The following is a 15,342-nucleotide window of genomic DNA, read 5'->3' as shown; positions in this document are numbered from 1 at the left end:
TGGAAACATTTTGTATGGATTCGCCCATTGGGCAAGAGGATTTCTGGAAAAAGGGGGAATTTATCCCCCTTTTCCAATCTTAGTATCGATCGGTGAGTAGTTTTACTACCGACTCGGGTCTTAGATTTGCTTGAGCCAGCATAGCCACTCCGGATTTGGTGAGGATTTGATTTTTGGAATACTCAACCATTTCCGTTGCCATATCGGCGTCTCTTACCTGAGATTCTGAGGAAACCATGTTCACATAATTGTTTTCCAAAGAACGCATGGTAAGATCCAACCGGTTGTAGTAAGCACCTAGATCGGCACGCAATTGATTCACTTTCGTGATTGCATCGTCTAGTACCTGTAAGGAGCTATTCGCTTGTGCCGCAGTTGACAAAGTGAATCTGCTTCCTGTCGATTTCAGTTTCAAAGAAGACCCGTTCATCGTATTGATGAAGATGTCTATCTTTTCTCCTGCATTCGTACCTACCTGAACCGTCATCGGATTTTTTCCCGCTTTAGAGAACCTTCCGTCCAAAGGACGAATTTTATTGAACTCTGCGGTGTTTCCGATCCTCTCCACTTCTTCGACTAACTGTGATACTTCCATTCCGATCAATTTGCGGTCTTCGTTGGAATAAATTCCGTTCGAAGATTGGATCGAAAGTTCGCGTAATCTCTGTAAGATGGAGTTTACTTGGTCGAGAGAACCTTCCGTTACTTGCAGAAAGGACATACCGTCCTGTGTGTTTCTTTCTGCTTGGCTGAGTCCTCTGATTTGGGATCTGAGTCTTTCCGAAACGGCAAAACCGGGGGCATCGTCTCCCGGGCGATTGATTCTAAGCCCTGTGGACAGACGCTCCATGGATTTGTCCATGTCACGACTAGTGTTGCTGAGCGATCGTTTCGCAACGAGCGCACTGACATTGTGATTGATAATCATAGTCACACCCTCCTGTGTGTACATGACCCGCTTGTTTCCCTACAGGCGGAAAAAGACAAAATACAAGTGGAAGCGGTGAAGACCGGCTTCGGCTCGGGGGAGGGTTGCCTTCCTCTGGTCCCGAAATGAATTTTGCCTTTCCCTTTGAATCTACTCCCTTCAAACTGTGTCTGTAAAGAAAATTTAGGAAAAGAGCGGATCATTTTGAAGATTTATACCAAAGCAGGTGACGGGGGAGAAACCTATCTCGCATCGGGAATCAAAGTTAAGAAGACGGACAGCAGGGTGGATTTGTACGGAACCTGTGACGAATTGAACTCTTTTCTGGGGCTTGCCCTAACACACTCCAGCGGGTTGGAAGAGGAGTTTACTGAATATCTTTCCTCCATTCAGCATCTACTTTTTGAAATCGGATCTGAGCTGGCGGGGTATGTGCCTAGGGATGCGGAAGGTTCGATTCTTACGGAACAAGATATTGAGAATTTGGAGAAAGAAATCGACAGACTCACTCTTTCTTTACCTCCTATCAAAAATTTTATACTTCCTGGAGGAAGTGAAATCGCATCCACTCTTCATATCGCCAGAACCGTTTGCAGACGTCTGGAAAGAGATGTGCTTCGTTATGTGGAGTCACAAGGAGAAATTGCGGGCAATGTCCGTAAATATATCAATCGTCTTTCCGATTATCTATTCACTGCGGCCAGATATGCGAATCTAAAACAAGAGAGGACGGAGACCACTTGGAAGTCTCGAACCAAAAAATAGCCGATAAACATCCGCAAGGTGTTCCTTATCTGTTTCTCACGGAAATGTGGGAAAGACTAAGTTATTACGGAATGAGAGCTCTTCTGATTCTGTATCTTGTGAGCGAACTTCATTTTTCGGACGAAGATGCTGCGCAGGTCTATGCGGTTTATACGGCACTCGTCTATTTGACTCCCATACTGGGAGGGTATCTTGCTGATCGTTATTTAGGATACAAAGCAGCGATTTATCTGGGCTCATCCTTAATGCTGCTGGGACATTTGAGTTTGGCATTTCCCGAATTACCTTTCTTTTACTTGGGACTAGGTCTTTTGATTTTCGGAAACGGTTTTTTTAAACCGAATATGTCCACTGTTTTCGGCAAACTGTATCGAAATAAACCGGAGTTACGCGACAGCGGGTTCACTATTTTTTATATGGGGATCAACTTGGGAGGACTGATCGGTCCTATCATCTGCGGCTCCTTAGGCGAAGGAAAAAACTGGCATTATGGATTCGGTGCTGCAGGTATAGGAATGGCGATCGGTATGATCGTTTTTTATTTCGGTTCCAGAAAACTTCCCGCTTCTCTTTGGGAAAGAACTGCCTTTGTAGAAAATATTCAATCCGGCGAAGCCTCCCTACAACCGGTGGATACTCATATCAAAGAAAGAATTGCTCTCATCGGTATTCTTTCTTTTTTCAGCATTTTCTTTTGGATGGCCTTTGAACAAGTGGGCTCTTCCATGAATTTGTTCGCCCTGAGACATACCGACAGAAATTTGTTAGGTGTAGAAGTTCCTGCATCTTTTTTTCAGTCCATCAATCCTTTGTTTATTCTGATCTTCGGACCGATCGTTGCTTATTTATGGAGCAAACTTGCGGAACGAGGAAAAAATCCTGACCCTATTTTAAAGTTCGTGATGAGTTTGTTCTTATTGGGATTCGGATTTTTAGTGATGGTATTTGCCTCTTGGGAGGTAGCCTCAGGACTCAAAGCAGGAGTATTGTTTTTATTTGCCGCATATTTTTGGAATACGATGAGTGAATTGTTTTTGTCCCCCGTGGGACTTTCTTTCGTCAGTAAAACGGCTCCTTCTCGATATGCGGGGATGCTTATGGGGATTTGGTTTCTTTCTACTGCCGCGGGTCATTATTTAGCGGGCTATTTGTTCGGATGGGCTGGAAAATTTTCAGATCTTTCCCATTTCTTTTTATTCTTTGTAGGAACTTCCTGGGGAGCGGCGGCTTTGCTTTTTGGACTTTGGTTTTTCCTTCGAAAGTGGCTTTGGAAGCTGAATTAATTAACCTTGGGTTTGGTTCACTAAAGAATCGATCTCCGCAAATTTTTCCTCTCCTGCTAATTCTAGCACTTGTTCTGCGAGTAACTTCGCTTTCCATACAGTCGTTTCTGCGACTCTTTTTTTAACTTTCTGCATCAGAGGAAGAGCGCAGGATAAATCCCTGTAGCCTAATCCTAGTAAAACGGGAGTAAACAAAGGATCGCTTCCTATTTCTCCGCAGATGGAAATTGGTTTCTTTTGGGACTTTGCCACTTCCGCAATGGTTTTGAGAAGAAGTAAAAACACTACCTGCCAAGGGTTGTACAAATCGTTCACTACGTGGTTGTTTCTTTCCACTGCCAGAAGGTATTGCAGAAGGTCGTTCGTTCCTACGCTGTAAAAATCAACGTGTTTCCCCAAAAAAGGAAGATTAAGAGCGCAGGCGGGAGTTTCCACCATAATCCCCATCGGGATTTTTTTATTGATTTCAATTCCTGATTCTTTCAGTTCCTCGACGCATTCTTCCCACAAAACCTTTGTTTGTAGAATTTCGGAAAGAGTTGTGATCATTGGCAGCATCACCTGTATGGTTCCGAATTCACTGGCTCGAAGCAAAGCTCTTATCTGTTCTTTAAAAAAATGAGGATGTCTGAGAAGATAACGGATTCCTCTCGAACCCAAAAAAGGATTCGCTTCTTCGTATCCGTTCTCCATTTTATCTGCGCCTATGTCCCAAACTCGGAAAGTGACGGGACGACCTTCCATTTTTAATAGAATTTGTTTATAGGCTAAGAACTGTTCTTCTTCCGTAGGTTTCAGTTCTTTGTATTGAATGAAAAGAATCTCAGTTCGAACAAGTCCGATCCCTGCAGCACCTTTTTCGAAGGCGGCTTGCACTTCTTCCTGGGAATCTATATTCACTTTGATGGAGAAAGGAACGCCGTCCTTAGTTCTTAGATCTTTTGTATCTTCCTGGAAGGGGACGGATGAGGATTTGATTTCGCTTTGCAACCCGAATAGTTTGATGTCTTCCAAGCTGGGAAATCGATTTAACAAACCTTTGGTGGCATCCAGAAGTACGTAATCTTCGTCTTCCGTATGTGATGTTATATTTTTGAGACCTACGATGGTGGGGATCCCGAAGTTACGGGCGATGATTGCCATATGTCCCGTTTTTCCTCCGAAGTCTGTCGCTATCCCTTTGATTTTGGATTTGTCGATCGTGATCATCTCGGAAGGAGTGATTTCCTTTGCAATCAGAATGATGTTATCCGGCAAATGATTGTTTGGTTCCGTTTTTTGATTCGGTTCTAGGTTGCCTTCTAATCTTTTTCCTATATCCAGGATATGATCCGCTCTTTCTCTGAAAAATTCGTCGGGGATCGCTTGGAATTCGTCGTAGAGGGAACTGACTGTGGTCTCTAAGGCTAAGTTGGCGCTTTCTGCACTTTGGGTGATTCGTTCGAAAACTCTCGCACGAAACAACGGATCGTTTAGAAAAACGATTTGGGATTCTATGATTTCTACTAATTCTCTTCCGTTCGGATCTTGGCTGTGTTTTTGAACGATTTCTGCAAGTTCCGATTCCGTCCGATCCAAACTATGTTTGAACAGATCCAATTCGATTTTGATTTCTTCGGGAGTGAGAGCGGTTCTCGACTCCTTTTTTTTACGAGGAGGGCGCCATTTGTAGACTTGGCCGTATACTACACCCGGGTAGGCAGAAATTCCCTTGAATATGCTCTTTTCTTCTACCATGGCTTTCTACCTTGGCAGAAGTGTCTCTCAGAGGAAGTCTATTGAAAAGAAAAAAATAATCGTACTTATCTAGCTGCTTCTTTTTTGGAGAAAAGAGGCACTCTTTTGCTCTTGAACTTGGTCAATTCGTCTCCTGTGACCTGGCTCATGATGCATTTGGCAAGAGAGATATCCAAAGCATGGCCTGCTTTAGAAGCGATCAAATGTCCGTAGAACGGTCTTCCCATCACTGCCAAGTCACCGATTAGATCTAGGATTTTGTGGCGAACACATTCGTTTTCGTAGCGAAGGCTTTCGTTCAAATACCCGTCGTCGGTAAGTACCACAGCATTGTCCAAAGATCCTCCCATCGCCAGTCCTCTGGCTTGGAGAGCTTCCACATCTTTCAAAAACCCGAAAGTACGGGCAGGAAGGATGTCTTCGGATAGGATGTTTTCGTTTAAGGTAGTGGTGTAGGATTGGCCTCTGAGAAGAGGATGGTTGAAATCGATATTATAAGTAACTTTGAGTTCATCGGAAGGGAGCATCACTAGATATTTGTCCCCATCTACCACCCACATTGGGTTGGCAATTCGAATCGGTTCGATGGTTTCTTCCAATTCTTGGATTCCTGCGGAGCGGATTCCTTCCCAGAAAGGAGCGGAAGATCCGTCCATGATGGGAACTTCTACTGCATCAATTTCCAAGATACAATCTGTGATTCCTAAGGTATGTACTGCTGCTAAAAGGTGTTCGATGGTTTGGATTCTGTTGGAGCCACCGTCTCCGATGGTAGTTGCGTTGCTGGTATCTACCACATGGTCCAGAGATACCGGAATTCTCACTTTGGAGAGTCCCTTATAAAGAAAGAAAATAAGGCCGGTTCCTGCCTCGGCGGGGTGCAAACGAAGCGTTACCGTCTTCCCCGAATGAAGTCCGATTCCCTTCAAAGTGATCGAACTTTTGATTGTCTTTCTATGAATTTGCTGTATCATCTATTTTCTCTTCTATACCTTTCTCAAAGCGGCTTTCGCTTTTTGCCGGCGTATCTACCGTAGAAATGCAAACTCCGTGCCAGATCTTCAGATCAGGTGAAAAACCTACCAAATCCCTAAAAGAGGGCTGGAAGGCCGAAATTTGTAGTTCTTTTGTTATCTAGTCGGGCAGGATCGGCGAGGGGCAATCGGAAATCCGTAAATGGAAACAGAAAAACTGTCTCCTTTTTACAACAGTGTTGTTTCCCTGCAACAGGGCTAAAATGCGGAAAGTGCGGACCGAATGAAGCTTGTAACAGGCGCTTGTTCCCTGGTATCCTCCAATCCTTCCCTAATTTCTTTGAGAACGATCTGCGCATCTCCTAACGTAGTGTTTACGGACTTATGAACATCGTTCTCGTTGATCAGCTTTCCCAAGGTTCCTTGTCCGTTGTTGATTTTTCCGGTGATGCTCGCTATATTTTGGACCGTTTTACGGATGTCGGAGCGATTTTCTGCAATGAGTTCTGAGAGAGAGACAAGAGGGTCTTGCGTGACCTTTCCTTGGATGGGAACGAGTTTCCCTCCTTTAGGAAGGATCGTAAGTTGGGAGTGTTCTTTCTCTCCCATGATGTATTGTTTGGTTTTGGGGTCGACAGGGTATTTGGAACCTGGGTCTAGTGCGACCACTCTTCCTGAGAGTAAACTTTCGTTTTTGATGGTGATTTGGTAGTTGTCGAAAAGCTGAACCGGGCCTTTGAGAAGAAGGACCAATTCTACCTTGGTTCCAATGCCTGTGTCTCCTTCAGGGAGGATGTTTCCTTGTTCATCGATTTGAACGAGCCTGATTTTGGATACATAGCCGAAGGGAACTCCGTGGATAGTGACTTTGCCTCCCACTTTGATCCCTTCTGCGTCCGGAAAGTAGACGGAAAGTCGAAAACCTTCTTTTTGAAAGGGGCCGCCTTCCGTAACGATTGTGAAATAACCGACTGCTACAAAAGCGAAAACAAATAGAAACCCTACAATGAGGGTGCGTCCAAAAGAAGACATTGTGGCTTGATGATCTCCGTTCCCTGAAGGAAAGTCAATTATTTTGTTTGTTTGAGTTCCGAATGATCCAGAATCATCGGTCCTTCCGTTCTTCCGTGTATGAATTGTTGTATGATGGGATTGGGAGAGTTTTGGATCTCGTCGGAGGTACCACAAAACAACACTTGTCCTTCATAAAGAAAACTGATCCGATCTGCGATTCGATATGCGGAACTCATATCGTGAGTGACTACGATGCTTGTTAGACCCAGTTCTTTTTGCATTCGGATGACAAGATCGTTGATGACGTTGGACATCACAGGATCCAATCCCGAAGTAGGTTCATCATACATTACGATTTCCGGCTGAGAGGTGAGAGCTCTTGCCAAACCGACTCTTTTTTTCATACCACCGGAGATATTACTGGGAAGAGTGTCTTTGGCGGGAATCAAATCCAGCCATCTTAATTTTTCCATCACGATTCGATCGAGCTCTTCTCCATGTGCGATTTTATGTTCTCTCAAGGGAAGTGCTACATTTTCATAAACGGTGAGCCAGTTGATGAGAGCGCCTGACTGGAATAAGACGCCTAGTTTGGATCGAAGCGCCTTTTTTTTCTTTTCATCCGCATGAACAATGGATTCTCCGAAGATATAACAGTCTCCTTCGTCCGGATCGAGTAAACCAGTGATGTGTTTTAGACTGACTGATTTTCCGGTTCCGGAAGGTCCCAGGATGACCATCGTTTCTCCTTTTTTTACTTTAATGTTCATTCCTTTCAGGATCTTTCTATGTCCGAAAGTTTTATGAACGTTTTTCATTTCAATTGCGATGGTTTCCATAAAGCCTCACTTATAAAAAACGGCAGTCAACACATAACCGAAGAATATGACCATAAGAAAAGAAGTCACTACCGCTTGTCTTGTGGTTTGACCCACACCGATCGCACCTCCGCTGGTGCGAAGACCTTGGCTGCAAGATACAGTGGAGATGATGAGTCCGAAGATATATCCTTTGAAGACTCCCACATAAAGATCTTTTAATCCGGGAAGAGAAGAAATGCGGTAAAACACATCTTGGAAGTAGGAGATCATATCGATTCCAAATTGAAAATGGCCTACGATGGCACCGCCTAATATTCCTAAAGTGGAAGAATAGATGCAAAGTATGGGAACCATAATCGAAAATCCGAAAATGCGAGGCATCACCAGATAACGAACAGGATCAATCGACATCACTTCCAAGGCATCTATCTCTTCGGAAACCTTCATAGTTCCTATCTCCGCCGCCATTGCGGAACCTACGGAGGCCGCTAAAATCAAAGAGGTCATAAAAGGAGCCATCTCTCTTGTCAGAGTGATCGTAAGTAGGAGACCGATCTGACCTTCCGCACCGAAGTCGCGAAGTCCAAGCCCCGTATTCAAGCCCATGATCATTCCCGTAAAGATGGAAACGACGGAAACAACGAAGAGGGAACCGACCCCAGCGATAAACATCTGATCCAAAATTTCTCTTCTTTTGAAAAAGGCGTGATGGGATTGGGAGAATGTTCTGAATAAAAGTAATACAGTGAATCCTACCGCATAGATGGTAGGTTGGATCGTTTTCTCAAAGAATGATTTCATATTTTTAACCATAAAATTTGATATTGAGTGCGTTCTTCTCTCGTATCGATTCCCAATAAGCCGTAAAAAAATTGGTATTCGAATCCTGTTGCCGTTTTATTGAATTCCGCAAGAAGAGGAATGTGGATGCTGGTTTCTTTTTCCGTCCATCTTTGCGTATAGAGTCTACTGAGCAGATGGATTCGTTTTTCTCCGTTAGATGACTTCCTGAATTCAACGATGGAAAAAATCGGTTCCCAGGTTTCTTCCATTCCCTCGAAACGGATGGGAATGATCGAAATCGTATTCCAAACCGAATTTCCTTCCGAATCTCTATGATACCGAAGAAGAGGCCAGAATTTCCAATAGAGATCTGTCCTTCCTGTTTCCACAAACTCTTGTTTGATATGAGAGAAAAAAGGAATCAGGAAGTAGGATTTCGATTTCAAATGATTCGTGTTCTGCGCCAAACTGAAATAAAAGGGAGATATGAATTCTGATTCTTTTTTTGCAAAATACGAATATCCGTAGAAGGGAAACAGTATAAACTTTTCCGTATCTTTTTTCACGGACGTTGTGTATTGAAATAGAATGAACAAAGCGGAATAATTGGTTTGCCCTGTTTTGCGGTCGTATCCGTAAGAGAAAAGGGAATTCAAAACGGGAAACCAAAGATAGGCGCGGCTTTTCATATTTCCGTCTTTGGAATCTTTCGTATTGTAGAAAGGAAAAAACATAAAGTATCTAGAAGGTTCTTTTTTATCCAGCCTTTCTTCTCCCCATTGCAGAAAGGGCCAAAGGATGGATTGCCTTTTGTATTTTCCGAAATGTTCCTTCTTCGAATAAAACGGGAAAATTCGGAGATCGTCTCTGGATTCAGATTTTCCCCTCATCGTCAAAGGCCAAAGAATGGATCTGGCTTCGTAGGTTTTGTATTTCCAATCAGTATAAATAGGAAACAAAAAGTAGTTTAACTCTTGATAGCTGAGTTTGTTTCTGATCTTTCCATAGAAAGGAAAGATGCTGAAATAATTTTCTCTGGGAGAATCTCCCTTACCCCAAAGAAAAAGAGGAGTAAGTAGAATGTCTTCATCCTCGTCGCCTTCTTCATGTTTAAAACCGGTTCCTGTAAAAAAGAAAAGAGAGGACCAAGTGTACCAATGATTTGTTTCTTCTTTATAATAAATGGGCGCCAGATAACTTCGAATTCGAAATGCGGTCGTTTTGTCCTGAAAATCGATATAAAAAGGACGAACTGCCGTGAAAGTTTGGTTCCCTCTTTTTTCGGATTCATATAAAAACCAAAATTGATGATAATCGGAAGGGATATCTTCCGTAAAGGAATTTGGCAATTTAGCGGAGAGAGGAAAGGAGGATAAAAACAGGCAAAATCCAAGAAGGAATTGTTTTTTTAATGCGGATCTCACTTGATTCCTTATTATAGATGGAATTGGAAAGGAATCAAGTGATTTCATGATACGCAAAAAACTAGGCCTGATTTTCGGAGGAGTTTCGTCTGAGCACGAGATTTCAATCCGCTCTTCTTACTTTATTTATAAGACGATTGATCGTACAAGGTTTGAAGTAAAACCTATTTTCATCGATACGAACGGAACCTGGTACATTCCTAATGGATTCGAATCGAACTTCCCCGATCCTCTGCAACTCAAAGGAAGTTTTCTTTCCGAATTCACTTCCGGAAATCAAATATTACAAGACAGCGACAAACATTTATTAGTGAAACTCGGATTGGATGTAGTCTTCTTAGGTCTTCACGGAGGACAGGGGGAGGACGGTTCCATACAAGGTTTTTTGGAAGTGATCGGCCTACCATATACCGGTTCAGGAGTGCTTGCTTCCGCATTGGCAATGGATAAATACAGATCCAATCTGCTTTTCGAAAAGGCGGGAATTCCTGTCGCTCCTTTCGTAGAGGTTTCGAAAAAGGAAATAGATGTGAAACGTTTCGTTTTGCAGCTTCCTATTTCCTTTCCAGTCTTCATCAAACCGACGCTTGGCGGATCAAGCGTAAATACAGGTCCTGCTAAAACCCCGGAAGAAGCGATTCTACTCATCGAAAAAATATTCGTTACGGAAGACCGAGTTTTCGTTCAGGAATTGATTTCAGGAACGGAAGTTTCCATAGGAGTTCTTGAGAAAAAAACGGGAGGACAGTGGGAACCATTTCCATTGGTTGCGACTGAAATTCGTCCTAAATCCGAGTTCTTCGATTTTACCGCCAAATATACGAAAGGTGGTAGCGAAGAGATCACTCCCGCACCTGTTTCCCAAGAGATCATGGAAAAATTACAGGCATACACTCTCGTTTGTCACAAAACATTGGGTTGCCGAGGTTATTCCAGATCCGATTTCATCATCAGAAACGGGATTCCTTATGTATTGGAAACGAATACTCTTCCCGGAATGACTGGAACAAGTCTAATCCCTCAGCAGGCACAGGCTCTGGGAATTCAAATGAAAGATGTGTTCAACTGGCTTTTAGATCAGTCTCTCTCTTTGTAGGAAAAAGGACCATTCCTAACAATATCCCCAGAAGGCTGGCAATGGTTCCGTAAAAATGGCTGGTGGTTTCGTCATGAAACCACTCCAAAATTACCCATGTAGTCATACCAAAGACTAAGGAAAGTAAGGCGGCTTTTTGGTTCGGTCTTTTGGAAAGAAGACCGAAGACCATCGGTATGAACAGGGAAACCAAAGAAATTCCTCCCGAGTCTTCCACCAAAGCATAGATAGACGGTTTTCCTACCGCCAAAAGAAAGGAAGTCACCGATATGATGATGACGGATGTTCTGGACAACCAAAGTAGTTTTTGATCCGATTTGTCTTTTAATAAATATTTTAGAATATTCTCAGATAGTATGGATGACGGAGCGAGTATCGCCCCGGAGGCAGTGGAAAGAATGGCAGAAATCAAAGCCGAAAAAAATAGAATTTGAACGACAGGAGATGCAAATTTAGAAACCATTTGAGGAATCAGCAACTGACTGTTTTCTCCGTTCAAATCGAAATCCGTCAATAGTTTGGATGCTTGTAGTCCTAAAAACAAAGGAATCATCGCAAAACTGATGTAAATGACGGAAGATAAATAAGAGGCAAGGATGGCCGTTTTTTCCGATTTGGCGGACATCACTCTTTGGAATATATCCTGCTGGGGAAGAGAACCCAGTCCCACAACCATCCATGCGGATATATAAACCACCCAGGAACGGTATTCCGCTTTCGGGAAAAAATGCAAGAACCCGTCCGGAGTGGATGCTAATGTAGAAGTGATCGGTTGGATCAAGTTGATCTCATAGAAAACCACGATCAGACCTATGATGATGGAGATGGATTGAAAAAAGTCGGTAAGGGAAACGGACCACATACCGCCTAAGTAAGTATAGAAGACAACGAGTAATGCACCGCAGGCAATTCCCATAAATTGGGACATCCCGAAGATGACCTGCATCATAATTCCCAAGGCTACAAACTGTGCCGCCACCCATCCGAAATAGGAGAAGATCAAACAAATCCCTCCTAAAAATTCCATCCATCTTCCGTAACGATCTCTGTAAAAATCACCGAAGGTAAGGATCTGCATTCGATACAATGATTTTGCAAAGATGAGCCCTAAAAGAAAGAGGCAAAGTGCACCACCGAACGGATCTTGTATGACGGAAAGATAACCGCCTTTAGCGAATTCTACGGAAGAACCTAAAATGGTTTCACTGCCGAACCAAGTGGCGAATAGAGCCGCAGTGGAAATGGGAAGGGGGAGGCTTCTTCCTGCGAGAATAAAGTCTTTCGCATTTTTTACCCTTCTTGCCGCAAAGATTCCTATCGCTACAGTAGTCAGCAGATAGGCGGAGATAAAAAAAGCCTGCCAGTTCATTCTGTAGGATTAAAACAGATCGTCTTCTTCTTTGGAGTTCGTTTTGGAAGATTCTTCTTTCTTCTTTTTCACAGTGGATTTTACGATTTCTCCGTTTCCACCTTTTGCTAAAAATTCGATTTTGGCTTCCGCTTCAGTGAGTCTGTCGCTGCATACTTTTTTGAGTTCCATTCCTCTTTCGTAAGCTTTGATGGAATCTTCCAGAGAGAGTTGTCCTTTCTCCAATTTTTCAGCGATTTCTTCCAATTCTTTTAAAGCATCTTCGAATGTTGTGTTTTTATTGGACATAGTTATTCCTTCGTTTTACCGGTAACTTCTATTTGGAGACGACCGTCGGAAAGAATGAGTTCCGCGGTTTCTTTTTCTTTGATTTGATGTAATGAGGAAATGACTTCCTTTTTCTGATTTCTCAAAACGGAATATCCTCTCTTTAAAGTTCCCAAAGGGGAAAAATGTTCCACTCTGGATTGAATGAGTTCGTAATCCTGCTTCTTTTTTCGGATATATTGTTCCATTCTCATTTTGAGAATTTCCGTTCTGGAAAATTCACTTTTTTTTTGGATCAAAAAGTTTTTTCCCAGAAGGCCGATTCGATTCATCACTTCATCCACATGAATGGAGCGGGTTTCTAAAATCGTATAAGGATTTTGGAATATGGAACGAGTGATGAGGCCTTGGTATTTTTCCTTTCCTATTTTGGTTCTGTTGGAAAGGGAGTGTTTCAATCTTTGCCCCATTTCTTCCAATCTGGAAATCATATCCGTTACGTTGGGAATGGCCAGTTTTGCGGCGGCGGTAGGAGTAGGTGCTGTCGCATCCGCTGCCAAATCGGTGAGGACTCTGTCGATTTCGTGGCCCACTGCGGAAATTATGGGAACCTTGGAATGATAGTATGCCATCACCACGGCTTCCGTATTGAATGCCATGAGATCTTCGAAAGATCCTCCTCCTCTTCCTGCAATGATCACATCCACTTCCCATTTAGGATCGTTTAATTCTCGTATTGCGCCTGCGATGGAGCCTGCCGCTTCATCGCCTTGTACCAAACAAGGAGAAACTAAGATTTGAATGGAAGGATTTAGATCGGTCGCAATTCGGATGATGTCTTCCACTGCGGCGCCTTTGGGAGAGGTGGCGATCCCCAGTCGTTTGGGAAATTTAGGAAGAGGTTTTTTTCTATTCGGATCGAAGATTCCTTTTTCGGAAAGACTTTGTTTCAGTCTTTCGATCTGAAGCAAAATATCTCCTTCTCCCAGTTCTTCCACTTTTTGAACGGAAAGACTGTAGTAACCACCCGGTTCATAAACGGAAACGGAACCGAAGAGTCGAATCTCCATTCCGTTTTTCAAAGGCCTCCCTTTGTATGATTTGGACTGGAAGGAGAAAAAGGCACACTTGATGACGCTTGTGGCATCTTTCAGGGAAAAATACATATGCCCGGAAGATGCCGTTTGGGAGAAGTTGGAAATCTCTCCCTTGACCCAGATGTTTTTTAGACCATCTGACTCTTGTAACGTGGCCTTGATGATGCGATTGACTTCGCTTACGGAAAGGGAATTCGGTTCAGCCATTCTTCGAGTTTTGGAAACCTGTCTCTTTGAATATTTTCCAAAAATCCCATAAGATGATGATGAGAGTGAGCGCCATCGGCCCGATGATGATCCCTGCAACTCCGAATTCCTGCAGACCTCCGATTAAGGAAAGAAAGATCAGGAAGGGATGGGTTTTTAGTTTTTTATCCAGGATTTTCGGTTTTACCAAGTTTTCTAGAATCAAGTAGGCGGAAGCACCGCCTATCATAAATAAGATTCCGTAAGACCATGCATTTTGCACAAGGCCCAGATAGATTCCTACAGGGAGCCAAACCACAGAAGTTCCTATCACAGGAATGAGGGAGAAGATTGTGGCGATGCTGGATAATAAAAATTTATTGGAAACGGAAGTGAAGAGAAGCAATACGTAAATCAAAGCACCTTGCAAAAGTGCGATAAATAGATTTCCCAACATCACAGTACGAATGGCTTCTTCTATCCTTCTTCCCAGTCGTTCTTCTATTTCTTGAGGGAAGGGGAGATTTACGAATAACGCATGTTCCATTCTGTTCCCTTCTTTGTAAAAGAAAAACAAAAGAATGAAAGTGAAAAAGGCGTTGAATACGATCGTTCCGGGAAGTTCCATCGATCCCAATAAAAAACCGGACGAGTTTTTCAAAAGGCTGTAGATGGAATCCAAGTTCAAAACGTCCATGTGTTGGCCCACATATTCTCTGTAAAGAGCGGGAAGTTTGATCCAGAAAAATTCGTTCTCTGTGAAAAAATCTGTCAACATAGGAGAGTTGAGGAGTAGAGAAACGATGGATTCTTCGGAGAGTTGGTTTCTAACATAACTCACCAGGTTTAGTGACTCCCTAATGATCGTAGAGAGAATGAGATAGGAAGGAACGAACACACCGGCTAACATCACGATCACCATGATGTAGGGAGAAAGAAAAGCGATCTTAACTCCCAAAAGGTTTCGTAGCCGTTTATGAAGTTTTCTTGTCGTTAGATAAAATAGAAGGGCTAAGAAGGCGGCCCAAAGATAAGGTTTGAATACGAAAAAAAGTGTAAAACATGTGGCTACAAAAAGAGAAGCCAGAATGATATAGACAATGATTACGTTTTTGTTTTCCAGCCACTTGGTCATATCGTTTTGTTAATAACTGCTTTGTTTTTTAAAAAAATACTTAGCGTATCTTTTGTCTCCTTGATCGGTCACAAGAACCGACATGGACTTGTTGAGAAAACCTTCGAAGAGATACACCGTTTTAGAACCTTCGCTGTCTTTTTGGATGAGTTTCCAGTCTCCCATTGCACTTCTTGCTTCCAAGGTTTTTTCAATCTCTTCTTTGGTGTTCGTAGATTCCAAAAGAAGATAAGATTCCCTTGCATTCGCAAATCCGGATCTCAGTTCAGAAGAATCGATAAACACTGCCGATTCCGGCAGAAAAGAGCGAGGGATGGATGGGGGAATCTTTTCCGGATAATGAGCCAGATTCAACCGATCGAAAGAATAAGATTCGGGGGCGGAAGAAGGGGTTCCGCTACAGTGAAGCAAAAGTAGGAAAAGGAACAAAAACGAAAAGAGACGCATTACGGAAATCAAATCC

At 43.0% G+C, this 15,342-nt stretch carries 15 protein-coding genes; 3 read left to right on the top strand and 12 right to left on the bottom strand.

The window, feature by feature from the left end; all coding sequences use genetic code 11:
- Positions 1-79 precede the first annotated feature (79 nt).
- On the bottom strand, positions 80-928 hold the full coding sequence (locus EHS15_RS15250; protein ID WP_135761406.1) for a flagellin N-terminal helical domain-containing protein: 849 nt from the start codon (positions 926-928) through the stop codon (positions 80-82).
- Between the two features lie 204 nt (positions 929-1,132).
- Here EHS15_RS15250 and EHS15_RS15245 point away from each other — a divergent pair, with 204 nt between their 5' ends.
- A complete protein-coding gene (locus EHS15_RS15245) occupies positions 1,133-1,693 on the top strand; it encodes a cob(I)yrinic acid a,c-diamide adenosyltransferase (RefSeq protein WP_135761405.1) in 561 nt (186 codons plus the stop codon).
- Positions 1,669-2,976: a peptide MFS transporter gene (locus EHS15_RS15240; protein WP_135761404.1), complete on the top strand. Its 1,308-nt coding sequence runs from the start codon at positions 1,669-1,671 to the stop codon at positions 2,974-2,976. Before EHS15_RS15245 ends, EHS15_RS15240 begins: the two co-directional genes overlap by 25 nt.
- Here the strand turns inward: EHS15_RS15240 and ptsP are convergent, their stop codons facing one another.
- From ptsP to EHS15_RS15210, 6 genes are all read right to left on the bottom strand, one after another.
- A complete protein-coding gene (gene ptsP, locus EHS15_RS15235) occupies positions 2,977-4,713 on the bottom strand; it encodes a phosphoenolpyruvate--protein phosphotransferase (protein WP_135761403.1) in 1,737 nt (578 codons plus the stop codon).
- 65 nt (positions 4,714-4,778) lie between these two features.
- Positions 4,779-5,687, bottom strand: a complete 909-nt coding sequence (lpxC, locus tag EHS15_RS15230) for a UDP-3-O-acyl-N-acetylglucosamine deacetylase (protein ID WP_135761402.1) — start codon at positions 5,685-5,687, stop codon at positions 4,779-4,781.
- A 258-nt stretch (positions 5,688-5,945) separates the two neighbouring features.
- A complete protein-coding gene (gene mce, locus EHS15_RS15225; protein WP_135761401.1) occupies positions 5,946-6,719 on the bottom strand; it encodes a mammalian cell entry protein Mce in 774 nt (257 codons plus the stop codon).
- 38 nt (positions 6,720-6,757) lie between these two features.
- Positions 6,758-7,540, bottom strand: a complete 783-nt coding sequence (locus EHS15_RS15220) for an ABC transporter ATP-binding protein (RefSeq protein WP_135761400.1) — start codon at positions 7,538-7,540, stop codon at positions 6,758-6,760.
- 6 nt (positions 7,541-7,546) lie between these two features.
- Entirely contained in the window at positions 7,547-8,323 is a 777-nt protein-coding gene (locus EHS15_RS15215; protein WP_135761399.1) for an MlaE family ABC transporter permease, read from the bottom strand.
- Positions 8,320-9,729 carry a hypothetical protein gene (locus tag EHS15_RS15210; protein ID WP_135761398.1) on the bottom strand — a complete coding sequence of 470 codons (1,410 nt, stop codon included), beginning with the start codon at positions 9,727-9,729 and terminating at the stop codon, positions 8,320-8,322. Before EHS15_RS15210 ends, EHS15_RS15215 begins: the two co-directional genes overlap by 4 nt.
- Before the next feature lie 46 nt (positions 9,730-9,775).
- Here EHS15_RS15210 and EHS15_RS15205 point away from each other — a divergent pair, with 46 nt between their 5' ends.
- Positions 9,776-10,825 carry a D-alanine--D-alanine ligase gene (locus EHS15_RS15205; RefSeq protein WP_135761397.1) on the top strand — a complete coding sequence of 350 codons (1,050 nt, stop codon included), beginning with the start codon at positions 9,776-9,778 and terminating at the stop codon, positions 10,823-10,825.
- Here EHS15_RS15205 and EHS15_RS15200 read toward each other — a convergent pair.
- The 5 genes from EHS15_RS15200 to EHS15_RS15180 are packed head-to-tail and all read right to left on the bottom strand — an operon-like array spanning position 10,791 to position 15,326.
- Positions 10,791-12,194 (bottom strand): high affinity choline transporter 1, encoded by a 1,404-nt coding sequence (locus tag EHS15_RS15200; RefSeq protein WP_135761396.1) that lies wholly within the window; start codon positions 12,192-12,194, stop codon positions 10,791-10,793. The genes EHS15_RS15205 and EHS15_RS15200 overlap by 35 nt on opposite strands.
- A gap of 9 nt (positions 12,195-12,203) precedes the next feature.
- A complete protein-coding gene (xseB, locus tag EHS15_RS15195; RefSeq protein WP_135761395.1) occupies positions 12,204-12,482 on the bottom strand; it encodes an exodeoxyribonuclease VII small subunit in 279 nt (92 codons plus the stop codon).
- A gap of 2 nt (positions 12,483-12,484) precedes the next feature.
- Positions 12,485-13,765, bottom strand: a complete 1,281-nt coding sequence (xseA, locus tag EHS15_RS15190) for an exodeoxyribonuclease VII large subunit (protein WP_135761394.1) — start codon at positions 13,763-13,765, stop codon at positions 12,485-12,487.
- Complete coding sequence (locus tag EHS15_RS15185; RefSeq protein WP_135761393.1) at positions 13,758-14,879, bottom strand: AI-2E family transporter; 1,122 nt, start codon at positions 14,877-14,879, stop codon at positions 13,758-13,760. The genes xseA and EHS15_RS15185 overlap by 8 nt, the downstream gene beginning before the upstream one ends.
- A gap of 9 nt (positions 14,880-14,888) precedes the next feature.
- On the bottom strand, positions 14,889-15,326 hold the full coding sequence (locus EHS15_RS15180; protein WP_135761392.1) for a hypothetical protein: 438 nt from the start codon (positions 15,324-15,326) through the stop codon (positions 14,889-14,891).
- Positions 15,327-15,342: the final 16 nt, after the last annotated feature.

This window comes from Leptospira idonii, assembly GCF_004770995.1.
Classification (GTDB): Bacteria; Spirochaetota; Leptospiria; order Leptospirales; family Leptospiraceae; genus Leptospira_A; species Leptospira_A idonii.
Note: the sequence above shows the minus strand (reverse complement) of the source record. Positions and strands in the feature narration are given on the sequence as shown.